We start from the raw sequence: 17,708 nt of genomic DNA on the forward strand, positions 1-17,708 counted from the left end.
GCTCACGGGGGAACCGGCCACCAGCGCGAAAGGCAGGAGAAGAAGTGATTTATCCCTGGATATGGGGCAAGCTGCCCGGCGGGCGGTATGTCAAGACCGTGTGTGCGGTCCTGCTGGTCGCCGCCGCCGGGAGCTTGCTCTGGTATGTGGTCTTCCCGCTGGTCGACTTGCTGCTCGGCCTCGACGAGGTGACCGTCGAACCGTCAGCGGGCCAGCCGTAGGTAGAGCTCCTCGGTCAGGTCGGTAGCCCGGTCCCACGAGTAACGCCGGAGGATGTCCTCGCGGCGGGTCAGCGCGGCGGCGCGTTCCCGGTCCCGCTCGGCGAGCACCTGCCCGAGCGCCTCCTTCAGCCCGGCCGGGTCGCCAGGACGGAAGATCCGCCCCCCGGGCCCCTCCGTGGCGATGATCTCGCGATGGCAGCCGAGACCGCTGGCGATCAGGGGAAGCCCGTGCGAGGCGGCCTCCAGCAGCGCCAGCGGCAGACCCTCCAGATGCGAAGGTTGCACATAGACGGCGGCGTGGTGGTAGAGCGCGGCCAGGTCGTCGCCGTACACGTAGCCGAGCAGGTGGATGCGCGGGTCGCGGGCGGCGAGCTCGCGCAGGCCGGTGACGTAGTCGTCGGTGTACGCGGAACCGCCGGCGACGGCGAGCTGAACATCGTCCGGCAGCTGGCTGAACGTGCGGAGCAGCAGGTCGACGGCCTTCTCCGGAACCAGACGGCCGACGAACAGCACGTAGCCACCAGGCCGCAAACCGCGGGCCAGCACGGATTCCGGGCTGATGCCGTCCGGCGGGCGTTCGACACCGTTGGAGATGTAGGTCGCCGACTCTCCGTACTCGTCGGTGATCTCCCGGGACACGCCGATCACGGCGTTCGGCACCCGCTGGCTCATCCAGCGTCCGGCCCGCAGGACCCGCTGCGCCAGCCCGCCCCACTTCGCCCGCAGGTCGTCCCAGCCGTGGATCGTCTGCACCACCCTGGATCCGGTCAGATAGCGCGGAACCGGCGCGAACAGGCCAGGCCCGAGGGCGTGGTAGTGCACGATGTCGTGGCGTCCCGCGGCGGCCAGGGTGGAGGTGAGGCTGTGGGTGAGGGCGTCCATGTGCTTGGTGCCCAGGGTGGGCAAGTGACGCAGGCGGATGCCGTCGATCCGGTCGTGCCGGTCGCCTCGGTCGGGGGTGTAGTTGGTACGGCAGAACACGGTGACTTCGTGGCCGCGAGCCGCGAGCCGCCGGCCGATCTGGGCGACATGGTGTTCGATCCCGCCGTAGGTGGCGGGCAGGCCGCGCTGGCCGATCATGGCGATGCGGAGCGCACGTCCCTGGCGCTCGGCTGTGGTCGTGGAGGTGGAGATCTTTACGGCACGCATGGACGCCCCTATAACAACGCAAATAACGCGCTTCTCGGGCTGGACGCTAAGGAATAGCCGTCCGGGCGAAAAGGGGTGGCGGGCGTATTCCCGCACTCTTAACCACCGGTTGGCCTCTTCGTCCCGCTCCCTGGCCGGACACCCATTCGTTTACCTGGAATTCATCCTCGGGCACGACCACGTTGGGGCTAAGCACACTGATTCATAAGGTAATCCGCAGGTATAAATATCTCACCAATCGGATATGCCAATATTTTTCATGACCTGGCGGGGGTCTGATGAAACCGTCCACGACAACCCCTCTTGTTGCCACCGGGCTCCTGCTCGCGTCGGTGCTTTTGCCTCAGCCCGCCATCGCGGCGGCCCCGGCCGTGGTGATGAGCGAGCCGGTCACGGGAGCCTCCGTGAAACCCGGCCCGATCGCGCTGCGCGGCACGGCCACCGACGACGTCGGCGTCACCGAGCTCTGGCTCGGCATCCAGGACCGGTCCACCCTGCTGTGGTGGCGCCCGGACGGCACCTGGGGCGCGTTCGCCCGGGTCCCGGTGACGATCACCCCGGGCGCCTCCGCGACCTGGGCCTACGACTGGACGGCCCTGGCCGCGGGCGAGTACGGCGTGACCGTCTTCGCCAAGGACGCGGACGGCGCGATCACCTCCACCTGGCGCTCGTTCACCGTCGACAACGTCGCCCCCGACGCCGACTTCACCCAGCCGCCCATCAACGACGAGGTGTACGGCATCCGCCCGCTCACCTTCACCGGCTGGGCCTCCGACGACCGGAAGATCGGCGATGTCGGCTTCGCGGTGAGCGACCGCACCACCGGCCAGTGGTACCAGCCGGACGGGACCTTCGGCGACTACCACCGCTACCCGACCCTGCTCACCTCGACCGGCGAGAAGACCGCCAACTGGCAGTTCACCTGGACGCCGCCGCGCGCCGGCCAGTTCTCGCTGCAGGTCGTGGTGCTGGACAAGGCGGGCAACCCCGACGCGTCCATCCCGTTCCGGCGGATCAACGTCGACAACACCCCGCCGGACACCGTGATCGCCGCCCCCGCCGAGATCGGGGCGAGCACACCGCTGAACACGCCGGTCACCATCAGCGGCAGCGCCACCGACGACTACGGCGTGACCGGCCTCTGGCTGGCCATCCAGGATCAGGCCACCCGCTCGTGGCTGCGGCCGGACGGATCCTGGGGCGCCTTCGCCCGGGTGCAAATCCCGGTGGACCGCTCCGGTTCCCCGACCACCTCCTGGTCGTACGCGTTCCGCCCGCCCGCGCTGGGCGCTTTCGTGGTGCAGATCGCCGCGATCGACCGGGTCGGTCTGGTCGACCAGGACAAGCCGTACCGGCTGATCACCGCCGTGGCGCCCCCGAGCCCGTCGCCGAGCCCGAGCCCGAGTCCGTCGCCGAGGCCGACCCCGAGCCCGACGCCGACGAAGCGGCCGACTCCGAAGCCCACCCAGACGTACAAACCCAAGCCGAAGTGCGATTGGGTCTTCCACCGATCGAGGTGGCAGTGGGTGTGCGCGTAACCCCTGATCCGGTCATCGTCCTGCACATCGCCGGAGCCGGGCGCAGCGGCAGCACTCTGTTCGGGAGCCTGCTCGGCCAGCTCGGCGACTGCTTCGACGTCGGCGAGCTCGGCTACCTGTGGGATCGCGGCCTGCGCCAGGACGGCAGGTGCGGCTGCGGCGTCCAGGTCAGGACCTGCCCGGTCTGGCGGCGGATCCTCCAGGAGGTCTTCGGCCCGGACGGCCCCGGCGAGGAGGAGGTGGAGCGCCTGGCGCGCTTCCACCGCGCCACCTCCCGGGGCCGCGACGTGGCCTCCCTCTGGTTACGCGGCCGCCTTCAGGAGGAACCCTCCGAATACCGGGCGATCCTCGCCCGGCTCATCCGCGCCGCCGCGTCCGTCTCCGGCCGCCGCGTCGTCGTCGACTCCACCAAACCCGTCGCGTACGGCAGGCTCCTCGACGACCTCCCCGGCGTCCAGCTCCGCGTGATCCACCTCGTCCGCGACCCGAGAGCCGTGGCCTGGTCGTGGCTGCGCCGCAAAGCGGGCACCGGAGCCGACACCATGCGCACCCGCCCGGTGCTGACCACGGCGGCCATGTGGAATCTGGGCAACCTGGCGGCCATGGGCAGCTGGGCCGGCGAACCCGGCCGCTACCTGCTGGTCCGCTACGAGGACCTCATCCAGGACCCGGCCCACTGGCTGCGCGCCGCCGCCGGGCTGGCCGGGATCACCGACCCCGACCTGCCGCTGATCGGCGAGTCGACGGTCAAGATGAGCCCCACCCACACCGTGGCCGGCAACGTCGGCCGCCACCATTCGGGCGAGATCGAGCTCCGCCTGGACACCGAATGGTCCCGCGCGCTGCCTCCCGGCAAACGGGTGCTGGTGGAATGCGCGACCTATCCGCTCCGCGACCGCTACGGCTACGGGAGGACCCGGTGAACCGCGCGCTCGCCGCGATCGCGCTCGCCCTGCTGCTGGTGACGGCCTGCTCGGCGCCGCAGGAACCACCCCGCCCGGCGCCCACCGCGCCGGCCGACGCCGCGAGCAACCCGTTCGGCCTCAAATGGGACGGCTACCAGCACCCGCCCGAATACGACGCCGACATCGGCGCGTACGCGGGTGGCGCCACGTTCCACGACATCGTCTGGTGCGCGGTCGAACCGGAGCAGGGCGCCAGGGAATGGTCGCTGGACGACCGCGTGGTCACCGGCCTGCTCGGGGTCCGCTACCACGTGATGCTCAGGATCAGGATCGGCACCTGCTGGGCTACCGGCGACCCCGCCGATCCGAAGCCGCGCGCCGCCGCATCCCGCCCACCCGCCGACATTTCCGCCTATCAGGCGTTCGTCGAGGATCTGGTCCGGCGCTATGCCGCCATGGGCGTACACCAGTACGCGATCGAGAACGAGATCGACGCCGAGAACTTCTGGGCGGACGACCCGGCCACCTACGGCGCGGTCGGCCGCGCGGGCGCGGAGGCCGTCCGGCGCGCGGACCCCACCGCGATCGTCGCCGACCCCGGCCTGTCCAGCTCCAGCTACGGCATCGCGGTGGCGCACGACTACGACCTCCGCACCCGCCCCGACGACGCGCTCCGGATCTACGCCGCCTACTACGCCAGGCGGGGCGCCGGACGGTTCCCCCCGGCCGCCGACACCCCCGCCCTGCGCGCCGCCTTCGACACCCCGGCCGGGCAGCGCGCCGTCGCCGCCCACCAGGCCGTGCGCGACCTCGACGAGAACGGCGTCTTCGACGTCTACCAGCTGCACTACTACGACCCGTGGGCGCTGCTGCCGGAGATCCTCGAATACGTCAAACGCAACCTGCCCGCCACCACCACGGTGGAGGCCTGGGAGGTCGGCACCTTCTGGCCGGGCGCCGACTACGACGAGAACGCGCACGGCACGGAGACGGCCAAACTGGTCGTCACCCTGCTGGCGGCCGGGGTGCGCAGGGTCGTCTACCTGCCGCTCTACTACCGCCCCAACGCGATCGCCGCCAACGAGACCTGGCGCGGCCTGTACGGCGCCGACGACACGCCACGCCCGGCCAAAACCGTGTTCGACCAGCTCAGGCAGCACACGGCCACAGGCCAGTGGCAGCCGCTCGGCAAGCCGGGAGTGACCGGCGGCGCGGTCGACCTGGGCAACCGCACCGTTTTCGTCGTCTGGAGCGCCGACGGCGCCGTGGTGCCGCTCGCGTTCGGCGAGCCGGTGGGCGCGGCCGAAGTCGTCGCCCTGCCCTCGGGGGAACCCAGGATCTGGGGATCGGGACCGCTCCAAGTGGGCCCGGAACCGCTGCTCGTCACCCTGTCCACCCCGTTCGACCGCGCCAAGCGGTGGCTGGAGTCCCCATGAGTCACACCCTGGCCCGACCCGCACGCGAGGGCGCCGTCTGGATCGCCGCCTTCGCCGTGGCGGCGGTGCTGGCCGCCTACAGCGGGATCGCGTTCGCCCTGGGGGAGCCGCGGGGGACCGTGGTCATCCCGGTCGCCGTCGCGCTCAGCCTTGCCCTCGGCGTCATCGCGCTGACCAGGTTCTTTGTCTTCGTCCTGATCGTGCTCGGGGTGCGGGCCAGCCTCGACGCCACCAAGCTGGCCGGATCCATCAGCCCGTCGGGCGGCGGCGAGACGGCGGCCAGCTGGCTCGACCCCTCCTCGATGCTGGGCGCGCTCTTCATCGTCGCCGGGCTGGCCTGGCTGGTCGCGCAAGGTCGCAGGACTGAAGGCGCGCCCCGGCGGTTCCTGCCGGTGGCGGCCGTCCTCTTCCTGGTGGCCTGCGTGCTGAGCATGGTGGGGTCGCTGTACCTCGGCACCAGCGCCGGGGAGGTGGTCCGGATCGGCGCCGTGCTCGTCATGATCTTCGTGGTGGAGCGGCTGGTCGCCCAGGATCCAGCCCGGATACCCCAGCTGATGATCGCCGTCTTCGCCGCCGCCGTGCTGCCGTCCCTGGTCACCGTCCAGCAGCTGCTGACCGGCGAGGGCCTGGTGGAACTGAACGGCTCGCTCCGGCCGCACGGCACCTTCTGGCATCCCAACGCGCTCGGCATGTTCTGCCACGTGCTGATCGTCGCCGGGGTCGCGCTCTTCCCGCACGTCGGGAACCGCGCGAAGATCGGGATCGGCGCCGTGCTCGCGCTGACCGGGATCGCGCTGCTGGGCAGCGGCGCGCGCGGGGCCATGATCGCGGGGCTGGCCGGTCTGGTGGTGGTCGGGCTGCTGCAGAACCGGCGGCTGCTGATCGGGCTCGGCGCGCTGGTGGTGGCGATCGTGGTCGCGGTGCCCGCCGTGGTGGACCGGTTCGCCGACCTCGCCGAGACGCGGACCGAGGGCGGGCTCGAGGCCAACTCGCTGGTCTGGCGGTTCGACCACTGGAGCCAGGCGCTGGACCTGCTCGGGCTCAATCCGGTCACCGGCACCGGGCTCGGCACGACGCGGCTGCTCATCTACAAGGAGGTCCACAACGACTACCTGCGGGCCTTGGTGGAGAGCGGGCTGCTCGGCCTGGTCACCTACCTGGGGCTGCTGGCCGCGCTGGTGATCACCGCTTATCTCGCGCTGCGGAACACCGGTCCTGGCCGCGGGCTTGAGCGGGGGTGCGCGGTGGCGTTCGCCGGGTCCGTGGCCGCGCTGCTGGTCTCCGCGATCTCCGACAACGCGATGACGTCCGTCGTGGTCATGTGGTACTTCGCGGTATTCGCCGGGATCGCCCTGCGCCTCAGCACCGTCGCCCCGCGGCTCGGAGCGGAGTCGGCCAGATGAAGATCCTGCATGTCAACAAGTTCCTGTACCGCCGGGGCGGGGCGGAGTCGTACATGCTGGATCTGGCCGAGTTGCAGGCCAGGCGGGGTGACCAGGTGGCGTTCTTCGGCATGTCCCACCCCGAGAACCTGCCCACCGGCTACGACCAGCATTTCCCGAAATATATAGACATGACGCCGGGGTCGCGGGGGCCGATCTCCCAGGTTCGCGGGGTCGGGCGGATGATGTGGTCGACCAGCGCGCGGCGGGGCATGGCCCGGCTGATCCAGGAGTTCCAGCCGGATGTCGCTCACCTGCACAACATCTACCACCAGCTCTCGCCCTCGGTGGTGGCCGCGCTGCGCGACGCCGGGGTGCCGATGGTCATGACGCTGCACGACTACAAGCTGGCCTGCCCGTCCTACTCCTTCCTCGACCACGGCCAGATCTGCACCGCCTGCGTGGACGGCGGCCTGGGCGAGCCCATCCGCCGCCGCTGCAAGGACAACTCGCTGGCCGCCAGCCTCGCCGTCGCCACCGAGACCTGGCTGCACCGCAGGTTCGGCGCGTACGACCCGGTCAACGTCTTCATCAGCCCCAGCAAGTTCCTGGCCGGCCAGCTGACCAGGGCCGGGATCTACGCCGACCGGCTCCAGGTGCTGGACAACTTCGGCGACCCCACCTCGATCCCGGCCAAGACCGAGCCGGGCGGCCCGCTCGTCTTCGTCGGGCGCCTGCACCAGGGGAAGGGTGTGGACACGGCGATCCGCGCGGTCGGCCTGCTCGGCGCGCAGGGCCGACTGGTCATCGCCGGGGACGGCCCGGAACGGCAGGCGCTGGAAGCCCTGGCCGAGCAGGTCGCTCCCGGCCGGGTCACCTTCCTCGGGCGGCTGCCCCGTGAGGAGGTGGTGGACCTGATGCGCTCGGCGACCGCGCTGGTGATGCCGTCGCGCTGGTACGAGAACCAGCCGATGACGATCCTGGAGGCGTTCTCCTGCGGGGTCCCGGTGATCGGCACCGCCATGGGCGGCATTCCCGAACTGGTCACCGACGGCGCGACCGGCCGCCTGATCGCCGCCGACGTGCCCATGGAACTGGCCTCCGCCGCGCTGGCCCTCATCCGCGACCCGATGGGCGCGCTCGCGATGGGCCAATCCGCGCGCGCCCTGGCCATCCGCAGGTTCGGGCCGGAAGGCCACACCAACCGCCTCCGCGAGTTCTACGCCGAGGCGGCCCGCATGACCAGGAAGGCGAAATGACCACCGACCAGGGCCAGGCCCCGGACCAGGCGCAGGACCAGAACAGGGAGCAGGATCGGGACCTGGGCCGCCGGATCAGGCAGCGCTTCATCGGCCGTCCCGGCTCGGTCAACACCAAGTTGCGGGCCCGCCGCTTCCACCTGCTGCTCGAACGTTTCCCGAACCTGGCCGACATGGAGGTGATCGACCTCGGCGGTTCGGTACGCACCTGGACCCGGGCCCCCGCCCGCCCGGCCCACGTGCACCTGCTCAACATCGATCCGCCGGTGGACGAGCCGCCCGACTGGATCACCGTCCAGCTCGGCGACGCCTGCGACCTGCCCGCGAACCTGGCCGGCCGCAGCTTCGACCTGGTCTTCTCCAACTCGGTGATCGAGCATGTGGGCGGCCACGAGATGCGGCGCAGGTTCGCGGACAGCGTGCACCGGCTGTCGGATCGGCACTGGGTGCAGGCGCCGTACCAGTACTTCCCGCTGGAACCGCACTGGCTGTTCCCGATGTTCCAGTTCCTGCCGGTTCCCGTTCAGACCGCGGTCGCCGCCCGGTGGCCGCTGTCGTGGGGAGTGCGGCCGAGGACCCGGGCGGAGGCGCTGCCGAAGGTGCTGGAAATCGAGCTGATGACCCGCACCCTGATGCGTTATTACTTTCCCGGCTCCGAGCATCTCTCCGAGCGCCTCTTCGGGCTGCGGAAATCGCTCATCGCCGTGCGCGATTAGCTCGCTGGCTCATGCGGAAGAACCTCGACGGCACCGGCGGGGTCCTTTTCCGTGCCCAGCATGTAGGCGAAAGTCCCGGCGGTCGTGAACGTGTGGCTGAATACGTCGCCGGGTTTCAGCGTGCCCGACGGCGGGGTGCCGTCGATCAGCCGTACGGTCACCTCGGCACCGGAGTCGTTCCGCCACGCTACCTCCTCGCCGACACCGGACACGAGCAACTTCGGCACCGCTCCGGTGCTGGTTATCCGCACCTCGTGGCCGAAGGCGGCGGCGGTGTTCGCGGGGTCGGGGGTCGGGGCGACCGTGGTCGTGGCGCCGGGCGCGGGCGTGGCGGAGCAGGCGGTCGCGACGGCGAGAGCCGTACCGATGACCCAGAGCTTTCTCATGGCATGGCAGTGTCCGCACCTCACATGCATGCAGGGCCGACGTGAAATGCCATAAGGGTAAACGGATGAGGAAGATAAACAATCAGCCCGTTGTCCCGAAATGTCGCCTGAAAGCAGGGTATTCGTTTCCCTTTCCGTCGTTCGGGGTTTGTTGGCGGCGGGCGGATCGCTGGCAATATCGCCCGTGTCAGTAAGGCCCGAGAGGATAGAGGGTTCCATGTCCACCGAAATCCAGTCAGCTACCCCAGGGCGGCTCCGCCGCCTGGCGCGGCGCATGGGCGCCGTCGCCGTGGCCGCGGTCACCGTGACGGCGCTCGCCACCCCGGCCTGGGCGCTTCCCGACTTCGCTGACGGCAAGATGAACAGCGTCATCCGGGGCAGCGGTTCCGACACCACCTTCTTTGCCATGCAGGCCATGGATGCGGCGTTCAACGGCTCGCCCGGTTGTGAGCTCGTGCTGCCCCCCAACACGCCGCAGTACACCTGCCTGGCCGACCTGCCCACCACCGTGCTGACCGAGAACTACGACCACGAGGCGGCCCTGAGCCAGTTCCCGCAGGGGTCCGGCGCCGGGCTGCGGCAGCTCTGCCAGCAGAACGACGGCCCGACCGGGGGCCTGCCGGCCGGCGTTTCCCCGATCAGCTACGCGCGTTCCTCCTCTTCGGTCAGCAGCATCCCCTCCACCTGCAACTCCGGTGACCAGCTCCGCTACGTCGGCTGGGCCAAGGACGCCATCGCCATCGCCAAGTGGCTCGGCGGCGCCTCCGGCCCGGTGACCAACCTGACCCACGCGCAGCTCCAGGAGATCTTCCGGGACGTGTCCGGTGACGGTTGCGCCGAGGACTGGGGCGACTTCGGTGGCACCCCCGGCACCCCGATCATCGTGCACGGCATCCAGACCAGCTCCGGTACCTACGCCACCATCACCTCGTTCCTCGGCGGCGACGCGAACGCCTGCGTCGCGGCCACCGGCGGTCAGGTCCTCTTCGAGAACGACTGCACCGAGATCAACAACCTGAGCGCCGCCGCCAAGGGTGCCTCGCTCTGGCCGCTCTCGTTCGGCAAGTACATCACCGGTGCCGCCAACTGCACCGACGCCGCCACGGACCTGATCAGCGTCGGTGGCATCGCCGCCACCCCGACCACCATCCAGAACAGCACCTACCAGTACAACCGCACGCTGTACAACGTGTACCGTCGCGGCGGCCCCGGCTGGATCGAGGGCTACATCGGCGAGAACGGCTGGATCTGCAAGCCGAACGCCGTGCACAGCAAGAAGGTCGGCGACACCAACCCCGGCCAGGCCAACGCCAACGTCGACCGTAACTGGGGTCTCGCGATCGACAAGGTCATCACGGACGCGGGCTTCGTCAAGGTCAACGCGACCGGCAACAAGTGCAACTTCGTGAACTTCAACTAGGTTCGTGAGCTTCAACTAAGCCAACCCCCAAGCCGGACCCGGCGGGCTCGCCGGGTCCGGCTGCCCCATTTGTTCAGGAGGGTCCTCGGATGCTGAGCTTCGTGGTGGGAACCGGCCGGTGCGGCTCCACCCTGGTGCACGAGGTGCTGGCCAGGCATCCCGACGTCGGCTTCATCTCCAACCTGGACGACAAGTACGCCCGCTGCCCCGCCGCGATCCGCCGCCGCAGCGGCCTGATCTACCGCAGGACGCCACCGTGGCTCAATGCCAAAGGGCGGCCACGCTTCGCCCCTTCCGAGGGATACCGGGCGCTGGCCAGGGAGGTCGGCCCGCTGCTCGTGGACCCCGAGCGGGACCTGCGCGGCGAGGATGTCACCCCGTGGCTGGCCGCGCGTCTCCGCGCGTTCTTCGACGGCCGCGCCGCGGCCGAGGGCAGCCCGCACTACCTGCACAAGTTCACCGGCTGGCCGCGCACCGGACTGCTGCGCGAGGTCTTCCCCGCCGCGAAGGTCGTGCACGTCGTCAGGGACGGCCGGGCCGTCGCCAACTCGTTCCTCCAGATGCCCTGGTGGCGCGGCCATCTCGGCCCGTCCGGCTGGCACTTCGGCCCGCTGCCCGCCGAGTACGCCCAGGAGTGGGAGACCTCAGGACGCTCGCAGGTCCTGCTGGCCGGGCTGGCCTGGAAGCTCCTCATGGATGCCTACGACCAGGCCAGAGCGGGCGACTGGCTGGAAATCCGGTACGAGGACGTGCTGGACAATCCCAGGAAACGCTTCGAGGTCATGCTCGACTTTCTCGGCCTGTCCTGGACGCCCGCCTTCGAACGCGGCTTCGCCCGCCACGCCTTCACCGGCTCCCGCGCGGCCGCCTACCAGCGTGACCTCACCGCGGCCCAGCTCAGCCGGCTGACCGGCTCGCTCCGTACGCATCTGGAAGCGCGGGGCTACCCGCTCTGACCCGCAGCACCTTCGCGGGCACCCCGCCCACCACGGTGTCCGGCGGCACGTCCCGGGTCACCACCGCCCCCGCGGCGACGATCGCCCCCCGCCCGACCCGCACCCCGCGCAGCACGACCGCCCCGTGGCCGATCCACACGTCGTCCTCGATGACGACCCCCGCCGTCTCGATGCCCTGCCCGATCATGGGCGCGTCCGGGTCCGTGGCCCGGTGGTCGGTGTCCCGGATGGACACCGCCTGCGCGATCATCACGTTCGCGCCCACCACCACCGAGTCGTTGACGCCGATCACCGACAGGCTCCCCACGAAGGAGTTCGCGCCCAGCACGAACCGCCCGCCGCCCTGGACGATCACCGATCCCTCCAGGTGGGCGCGCGGGCCCAGCTCGACCCTGAGCATGTCGGTGCGCGTGCGGCCGTCCTTGAACCAGAACGGCCGCAGCTTGACCGGACCCCAGACGCTGCTGGTCGGATGCATGCGCACGAACGGCGCGTACCGCACCCGGAACAGCAGCGTCCAGCAGCCGATGCCGGCCAGACGCCAGGTCCGGTACCAGCCCCGCACCAGCGCCAGATACATGGTCAGACCCGCTCAGGCAGGTGGGCGGGCGTCGTGGGCACCAGCTCGTCCCGGCCCCGGCGCGTCGGCCGCAGCAGCTCGCGCAGGCCGAGGGCGACGATGGCCAGTAGCACCCCGATGCCCGCGCCCATGGCGGCGGCGCGGATCATGATCGGGGACTTCGCGATCGCCTCGGCCTCGTTGGTCAGCGGCACGATCGAGGCGCGCGCCTGCTCCAGCCGCGCCTCCACCTCGCGGAGCTTGGTGGTGGTGTCGATGAGCGAGCGGTTGGCCTGGTCGGCCCGGTTCTGCAGCATCATGAACGGCACGACCTGCCCGGCGATGGACTTCTGCTCGGCCTCCCGCTCGCGCAGCGCCCGGGCGATCACGCCGCGCCTGCGGTTGCCGGACGGGGCGATCAGCTCGGTCTTCAGCCGGGTGATCTCGCCGAGCAGCACCCGGTAGCGGTCGGGCACCAGGCCGTTGGCAGCCATCGCGTCCGAGACCGCCTTGGCCCGCTCGTCGGCCGCGGCCTGCGCGCCGTCCACGTTGCTGCGGGCCCGCTCGATGTTGGGGCCGAGCAGCTCGTTGGCGGCGGTGATCGCGGCCACGCTGGTCACCTTCGGGGCGGTCTTCGGGTCGTCGCCGGTGAACACGACCTGGACCACGTTGCCGCGCTCCTTGTCCTCCGACGGCCGCTCGGTGGTGAGACCGGCCCGGATGAGGGCCACGTCCACGCCGGTGTCCCGGGCGACCGCGTTGACCACCGACGGCGAGCTGATCAGGCTGCGGAAGGTGGCCACGCTCTGCTCGGCGGTGGCCGCGCTGGCCGTGTCGGAGGGCGCGGGGATCTGCAGCTCGGTGACGTGCCGGTAGGTGGCCGGCTGGATGGCCGCCCAGCCCAGACCGGCGCCCGCCGCGACCAGCGGCACCAGGAGGAGCGGCGCGAGGATCCCGCGATGCCGCCGGCCGTACTCGTTGAGTTCCATGGGGGTTCCTTGGAGAGAGGGTGGGATGTGGAGCAGGGTCCGGAACTGGGCGATCCACAGGATCAGCCCGGCGAGATGGGCGAGGCCCAGGCCGAGGACGGCGCCCGCCGCCCCCGCCAGGGAGGCCCCCGCCACGCTGGAAACGATGTAGAGCGGCACCAGCAGCAGCCGCACGCCGGCGCTGCGCCGGGCGTCGCCGAGCGCGCGCAGGCCGACCACCGGCCCGGTGATCGCGGCGATGCCGGTGTAGAGCAGCGCCTGCGCGAGCAGCACCTCCTCGGCGATGGACCAGGTCTGCCCGACCAGGGCGCGGCCCCAGGCGTCCGGGATGAGCAGGATGACCGCGGAGTAGGCGAGGGAGAGCAGCACCAGCAGCCCCGACTGGGCGAACACCGCCGCCCGCAGCGCCGCCGTCGACTTGCGGAACGCGCCGACCGCCTGCGGGATCGCGACCAGGTAGCCGGCCTGCAGCACCACGTTCAGCCCGCCGAAGAGCACCTCGGCCGCCCGGATCGCGGCCAGCGCGGGCAGCCCGCCCACCCAGCCGACCGCCAGCAGGGTCAGGTTCCGCCCGCCGGCCCGGGCCACGAAGTCGACCGTGTAGCTGGGCAGCAGATCCCGGTGTTCCCGCAGCCAGCGCCCGGCTCGCCACGGTGACGGCGCCAGCCTGGCCTGTACGGCTCCCGCCGCGCACGCCACCACCGCCGACGCCCCCCAGGCGGCCACGAACCACCCGACGCTCGGCTCGCCGGACAGCATCACCCCGCCCACGCAGACCACCTGCGCGAGCGCCCACACCAGGTCGTTGACGATCGCCTGCCCCGGCCGTCCCGCCGCCAGGAACACGAACCGCCAGGCGTCCTTCAACAGCAGCGCGGGCAGGAACAACCCGAGCGGCACCACCGCGTCCGCGATCGCCCCGCCGACCGGGAGCGCCACGGCCACCATGCCCAGCCCGCCTGCCACGCCGATGATGATCGCCACCCCGGTGGACCCCCGCGCGCCCTCCCGGTGCCGGTCGGTGGGCACGTGGCTGAACCTGACCAGCAGCGGCTCGCTGGCCACCGCCCGCGAGAACCCCACCGCGACCAGATACAGCGTGTACGCCACCGCGAACGCCCCCAGCGTCCACGGATCCACCTCGCGCGCCACCACCACGGTCAGCGCGACGTTGGTGGCGCTCGCGACGGCCTGGTCGGCGAACCCCGCCAGCGACTTCAGCCCATTTTTCGCCATATCCGGGCGTCTCAGTACGTCGAGGGGATCAGCCGGGCCAGCGCCTCGAACCAGAGCAGTCCGGCGGCCAGCAGCGGCGGGGTCGTGATCAGGTACGCGGAGTACCGCCGCCACCGGCGATAGAGCTGGATCGTTCCCGCGAGCAGCGCGAACAGCGCCACGCCCCAGCCGAGCGCGGGCCACCAGGCGGTGGTGTCCCGCCCGAGCCCGAGCTCGTCCTCCTTGGGTTGCGAGGGGTCGACGGTCTTGAGCGAGGCGGGCTGGCCGTCCAGCCGGGACACCACGGCCAACCGGCCGTCCCCGCCGTTCGCCGCGGTGGTGAGCAGCGTCAGCCGGTTGACGAAGGTCTCCTGGCCGAGAAAGTCGTCGTGACCTGTCCCGGCCTCCTCGACCAGCTCGACGGTGAAGGTGAACCGCCCTTCCTGGGTGGTCGCCACGATCTTGTCCCCGGGGGCGACCTCGCCGAGCCGGCTGAACGGGCTGCCGTAGAGGTTGCGGTGCCCGGCCAGTACGGCGTTGCCCGACTGGCCCGGCATCGGGGCCGGCCGGTAGTGGCCCACCGCCGCGCGCAGCTCGGCGGTGCCGGTGCCCTGGACGACGACTTCCTTCAGGCCGATCTTCTCGATCTCCAGGAGGGCGATGGGCTTGCCGCGGTCGGGGATGGCCGTGAGGTCCTTGTCGGTGGCCTGGGGGGCGGCGGCGATCGTGGCGGCGGCGGTGAAGTCCTCGTTGAGCTCGTCGAGCATGATGCGCTGGTTGCGCTCGTACATGAGGTGGCCGAACCAGGAGGCGTACCAGGAGAAGGCGAGCAGCAGCACGCCCATGATGGTGATCGCGGTGATCGCGGCCCTGCCCATGCGTTTGATCTCGTTGGGGAGACCGCCGATGGTTTCGGAGAACGAGCGCCGCTTCTTCGCGGGCGGAAACATCCCAGGCGGCGCCATCATCGGCTGCGCCATCCCGGGCGGATACATCCCGGGCGGCGCCATCATCGGCTGCGCCATCCCGGGCGGCCCCATCATCGGCGGAGCCATTCCCGAGGGAGCCATTCCAGGCTGGACCATTCCCGGCGGTGCCATCGGGGGTGGTGCCATCGCGGGTGGCGCCGCCGTCTGCTGGGTCGGGTCGGGCGGTGTCCACCCGGGTGCTGTCATCGGCTGCGTCATGCCGGGCGGGGCCATCATCGGTGGCGCCATCATCGGCTGGGTCATCGTGTACGGCATGAACGGTTGCGGGGGAGCCATCACGAACTGGCCCGGCGCGACCTGGATCCAGGACGCCGTGGTCATCGGCGGAAACGGGGAGGCGGGGGCGGTGCCGCCCAGGCGGAGCAGCGCACCGTCGTAGCGGGCGCGAAGGCCCCTTGTGTGCTCGCGCAGCGCCTCGTCGTCCCGGGGCGTGGCGAGTTCCAGCTGGCCCAGCAGAACCGACGCCGAACCCGCGATCACCAGCGCGTTCGCGTGCTCGTGCGGAGCCACACCGGACGCCGCGCGCGCGACACTGGCCTCCAGGCGTTCGATCGTGCGAGCCGCCGTCTCGACGGCGACCGCCAGCGAAGGATCGTTCGCGGTCATGCCGGAGTGCCTGTCCCACCCGGAGTCTGGTCCTGGTCCTGGTCCTGCGGCTGCTGGGGCTGGGCCTGGGGTTGCGGTTCGGGCTGGGGGCGCGTCGCGGGCTGGAAGTGCAGTTTGCCCTGCGGCGTCGGTCCTTGCTGGGGTAGTGGCTGGCGGCGGGCCTGGAGCAGCTGCCAGTACCGGTAGCCATGCCATGATCCGCCGATCATGATTCCGATCAGGCCGAGCACCAGCAGCACGCCCAGCGGGATGATGGCCGCGCCCGCCGGGATCGTGCCCGCGCGCACCGAGCCTTCGTCCTCGATGAGGTTGACCGGCGCTTCGGAAGGAGTCTCCGAGGGCTGGCCGCCACTCACGCCGGGGTCGCTGGGAGTGGGGTTGGCCGGGACGTCACCGGGCGTTTCGACGACCGGATCATCACCGCCCGCACCACCGCCGCCTCCGCCACTGCCGCCTCCACCGCCACTGGAGCCGCCACCGCCACCGGAGCCGGAGGAGTTGTCCTGCGAGCCACGGTTGGAGGAGGAGGCCCGCGCGGTCGGGCTCGGGGTCACGGTGACGCGCGCGGTCACCGTCGGCTGGGGGCCGTCGAGGATGTCGGCGTTGTCATCGGGAGCCTGCCGTTCGCCGGTGTCGGTGAAGTTCTGGTTGCCGCCGCCGTTGTCGTCGCCGTCGTTCTGGGGGTCGTCATCGCCGTCGGCCGGGGGCGTCGGGGTGCTGGACGTGGTCGGCGTGGGCGACGGTGAGGGAGTCGCGTTGGTGGCCGATTCCAGGTCCTCGGCGATGGCGAGCGCCTGTTCCCTGAGCTTGTCGGGCAGCTTGGCCCCGCCCAGTTCGACCACCTTCGCCTGGGCCACGTCGCTCACCGCATACCGGATGAGCCCGGCGACGGCCCGACGTTTGCCCTCGGGGAGCGGGTTGCTGCCGTCGCTCCCGTTCGCCGGGACCGCCAGGTAGTGAATCATCGGCATCGGGTACGCGCCCGCGGCGCCGGTGTTGTCGAAATGAGGTGTTCTGGTGCCGTCCGGGTTCTCTGTCATCAGGTCGAACCCGGCGAGGATCGAGGCCGCGGTCGGCGGTACGTATTTCCCCGCCGCGTTCCGCAGCGGCGAGACGCCCAGCGGGAACCCCCGCTTGGCCAGCGCGCTCACCTCGGTGATGTCGACATAGCCGAACCCGCCGGTCTCGCTGCGCACGTGTTCGGCTTGCGGGTCGTCCGCCTTGACCGCGCCGAACCGGCTGGCGACACGCTCGGCGGCCTCCCAGCCGTAGATGTAGCCGCTGTACCCGGGGTAGAGGGGCGTCAGGATGGTACTTCCCGGGGGTGTCTCGAAGAGTTTGCCGTACTGGTCGGAGGTTATGTTGGCGGCCATCCACTGGGAGAGCAGCTCGTTCTGGCCGGACGCGCCGAACCGGACGCCCCGGTTGACGGTGTTCTTGGGCGGGAGTTCGCAGCCGCGGTTGTGGATGGAGAGCAGGCTCGGGCGGGTGGTATTGCCGAGCGAGCCCCAGCGGGCCACGTGTGTGGCGGTTTCGCCGGAGTCGCCGTTGAGCATGCGGGCCACCGTGTCGGCGTCCAGCCGGGCGTCCCGGATGATCCTCCCGGCGTACTCGGCGCTGTTGGCGATGGCCAGGGCGGTGAGGGAGATCGGCGCGTACTCGACCTTGCCCGCCAGGGCCTCTCTCGTCTTCTTGCTAGCCTCCGTGTCGAGCGTGTCGAAGGGCACGCTGGTGACGGTGAAGTCGGCGCCGCGCGCGAACGCGCTCTCGAAACCCGTCAGGAGGCTGGCCGCGCCTCCTTCCGAGGTGGAGCGGGTGACCGAGACGTCCACGTGCTGGGGGAGCTGGAGCGCGTCCTCGGTCCAGGCCTCCATGACCGCCGCGATGTTGCTGCTCCCGGAGAGGCTCACCGGGTCGCCGAGGCGGGGGGTGGTGGGCGGGTCGGGGAGGGGCGGGATGCTCGGCTCCGGTACCGGCGGGGG

General features: G+C 71.0%; 14 protein-coding genes and 1 pseudogene. 9 read left to right on the plus strand and 6 right to left on the minus strand.

Translation table 11 applies throughout. The features are described 5' to 3' along the window. Positions 1-44 precede the first annotated feature (44 nt). Complete coding sequence (locus Amac_RS01275) at positions 45-221, plus strand: hypothetical protein (RefSeq protein WP_155352381.1); 177 nt, start codon at positions 45-47, stop codon at positions 219-221. Here the strand turns inward: Amac_RS01275 and Amac_RS01280 are convergent. Then, positions 204-1,370, minus strand: coding sequence for a glycosyltransferase family 4 protein (locus Amac_RS01280; RefSeq protein ID WP_155352382.1), 1,167 nt, complete (start codon positions 1,368-1,370; stop codon positions 204-206). The two genes, Amac_RS01275 and Amac_RS01280, sit on opposite strands and share 18 nt — an antisense overlap. A gap of 332 nt (positions 1,371-1,702) precedes the next feature. Here Amac_RS01280 and Amac_RS01285 point away from each other — a divergent pair, with 332 nt between their 5' ends. Genes Amac_RS01285 through Amac_RS01305 form a run of 6 tightly spaced genes read left to right on the plus strand, consistent with a single transcriptional unit; the run spans position 1,703 to position 8,606 of the window. Next, positions 1,703-2,908 carry an Ig-like domain-containing protein gene (locus Amac_RS01285; protein ID WP_155352383.1) on the plus strand — a complete coding sequence of 402 codons (1,206 nt, stop codon included), beginning with the start codon at positions 1,703-1,705 and terminating at the stop codon, positions 2,906-2,908. After that, a complete protein-coding gene (locus Amac_RS01290) occupies positions 2,899-3,831 on the plus strand; it encodes a sulfotransferase (RefSeq protein WP_170322248.1) in 933 nt (310 codons plus the stop codon). The genes Amac_RS01285 and Amac_RS01290 overlap by 10 nt, the downstream gene beginning before the upstream one ends. Further along, on the plus strand, positions 3,828-5,249 hold the full coding sequence (locus Amac_RS53450; protein WP_170322249.1) for a hypothetical protein: 1,422 nt from the start codon (positions 3,828-3,830) through the stop codon (positions 5,247-5,249). The genes Amac_RS01290 and Amac_RS53450 overlap by 4 nt, the downstream gene beginning before the upstream one ends. After that, positions 5,246-6,652 (plus strand): O-antigen ligase family protein, encoded by a 1,407-nt coding sequence (locus Amac_RS53455; protein ID WP_170322250.1) that lies wholly within the window; start codon positions 5,246-5,248, stop codon positions 6,650-6,652. Before Amac_RS53450 ends, Amac_RS53455 begins: the two co-directional genes overlap by 4 nt. Then, complete coding sequence (locus Amac_RS01300; protein WP_155352385.1) at positions 6,649-7,890, plus strand: glycosyltransferase; 1,242 nt, start codon at positions 6,649-6,651, stop codon at positions 7,888-7,890. Before Amac_RS53455 ends, Amac_RS01300 begins: the two co-directional genes overlap by 4 nt. Then, the gene (locus Amac_RS01305) at positions 7,887-8,606 is read left to right on the plus strand and encodes a methyltransferase domain-containing protein (RefSeq protein ID WP_155352386.1); all 720 of its coding nucleotides are present in this window, start codon (positions 7,887-7,889) and stop codon (positions 8,604-8,606) included. The genes Amac_RS01300 and Amac_RS01305 overlap by 4 nt, the downstream gene beginning before the upstream one ends. On the opposite strand, the gene Amac_RS01310 is transcribed toward Amac_RS01305, so the two are convergent. Then, entirely contained in the window at positions 8,603-8,992 is a 390-nt protein-coding gene (locus tag Amac_RS01310; RefSeq protein WP_155352387.1) for a cupredoxin domain-containing protein, read from the minus strand. The two genes, Amac_RS01305 and Amac_RS01310, sit on opposite strands and share 4 nt — an antisense overlap. A gap of 217 nt (positions 8,993-9,209) precedes the next feature. Here Amac_RS01310 and Amac_RS01315 point away from each other — a divergent pair, with 217 nt between their 5' ends. Both Amac_RS01315 and Amac_RS01320 read left to right on the plus strand, forming a co-directional pair. After that, complete coding sequence (locus Amac_RS01315) at positions 9,210-10,412, plus strand: substrate-binding domain-containing protein (RefSeq protein WP_155352388.1); 1,203 nt, start codon at positions 9,210-9,212, stop codon at positions 10,410-10,412. Between the two features lie 89 nt (positions 10,413-10,501). Then, entirely contained in the window at positions 10,502-11,368 is an 867-nt protein-coding gene (locus tag Amac_RS01320) for a sulfotransferase family protein (protein WP_155352389.1), read from the plus strand. Here Amac_RS01320 and Amac_RS57810 read toward each other — a convergent pair. The 4 genes and pseudogenes from Amac_RS57810 to Amac_RS01340 form a co-directional block, all read right to left on the minus strand. Continuing rightward, positions 11,310-11,522: pseudogene (locus Amac_RS57810) on the minus strand (DapH/DapD/GlmU-related protein); the annotation flags it as partial. The gene Amac_RS01320 and the pseudogene Amac_RS57810 overlap by 59 nt on opposite strands. A gap of 428 nt (positions 11,523-11,950) precedes the next feature. Next, on the minus strand, positions 11,951-14,152 hold the full coding sequence (locus Amac_RS01330) for an MATE family efflux transporter (RefSeq protein WP_155352390.1): 2,202 nt from the start codon (positions 14,150-14,152) through the stop codon (positions 11,951-11,953). 11 nt (positions 14,153-14,163) lie between these two features. Next, positions 14,164-15,726 (minus strand): sortase domain-containing protein, encoded by a 1,563-nt coding sequence (locus Amac_RS01335; protein ID WP_155352391.1) that lies wholly within the window; start codon positions 15,724-15,726, stop codon positions 14,164-14,166. After that, positions 15,723-17,708 (minus strand): substrate-binding domain-containing protein (locus Amac_RS01340; protein ID WP_174900128.1); only part of this gene is annotated, 1,986 nt, incomplete at its 5' end. The genes Amac_RS01340 and Amac_RS01335, both read right to left, overlap by 4 nt.

The organism is Acrocarpospora macrocephala, from assembly GCF_009687865.1.
Taxonomy (GTDB): domain Bacteria; phylum Actinomycetota; class Actinomycetes; order Streptosporangiales; family Streptosporangiaceae; genus Acrocarpospora; species Acrocarpospora macrocephala.

Bases quoted from the DNA above. Each gene is read 5' to 3' on its own strand.
- Amac_RS01280 (WP_155352382.1), bottom strand. From the start codon at position 1,370: ATGCGTGCCGTAAAGATCTCCACCTCCACGACCACAGCCGAGCGCCAG.
- Amac_RS53455 (WP_170322250.1), top strand. From the start codon at position 5,246: ATGAGTCACACCCTGGCCCGACCCGCACGCGAGGGCGCCGTCTGGATC.
- Amac_RS01300 (WP_155352385.1), top strand. From the start codon at position 6,649: ATGAAGATCCTGCATGTCAACAAGTTCCTGTACCGCCGGGGCGGGGCG.
- Amac_RS01305 (WP_155352386.1), top strand. From the start codon at position 7,887: ATGACCACCGACCAGGGCCAGGCCCCGGACCAGGCGCAGGACCAGAAC.
- Amac_RS01310 (WP_155352387.1), bottom strand. From the start codon at position 8,992: ATGAGAAAGCTCTGGGTCATCGGTACGGCTCTCGCCGTCGCGACCGCC.
- Amac_RS01315 (WP_155352388.1), top strand. From the start codon at position 9,210: ATGTCCACCGAAATCCAGTCAGCTACCCCAGGGCGGCTCCGCCGCCTG.
- Amac_RS01320 (WP_155352389.1), top strand. From the start codon at position 10,502: ATGCTGAGCTTCGTGGTGGGAACCGGCCGGTGCGGCTCCACCCTGGTG.
- Amac_RS01330 (WP_155352390.1), bottom strand. From the start codon at position 14,152: ATGGCGAAAAATGGGCTGAAGTCGCTGGCGGGGTTCGCCGACCAGGCC.
- Amac_RS01335 (WP_155352391.1), bottom strand. From the start codon at position 15,726: ATGACCGCGAACGATCCTTCGCTGGCGGTCGCCGTCGAGACGGCGGCT.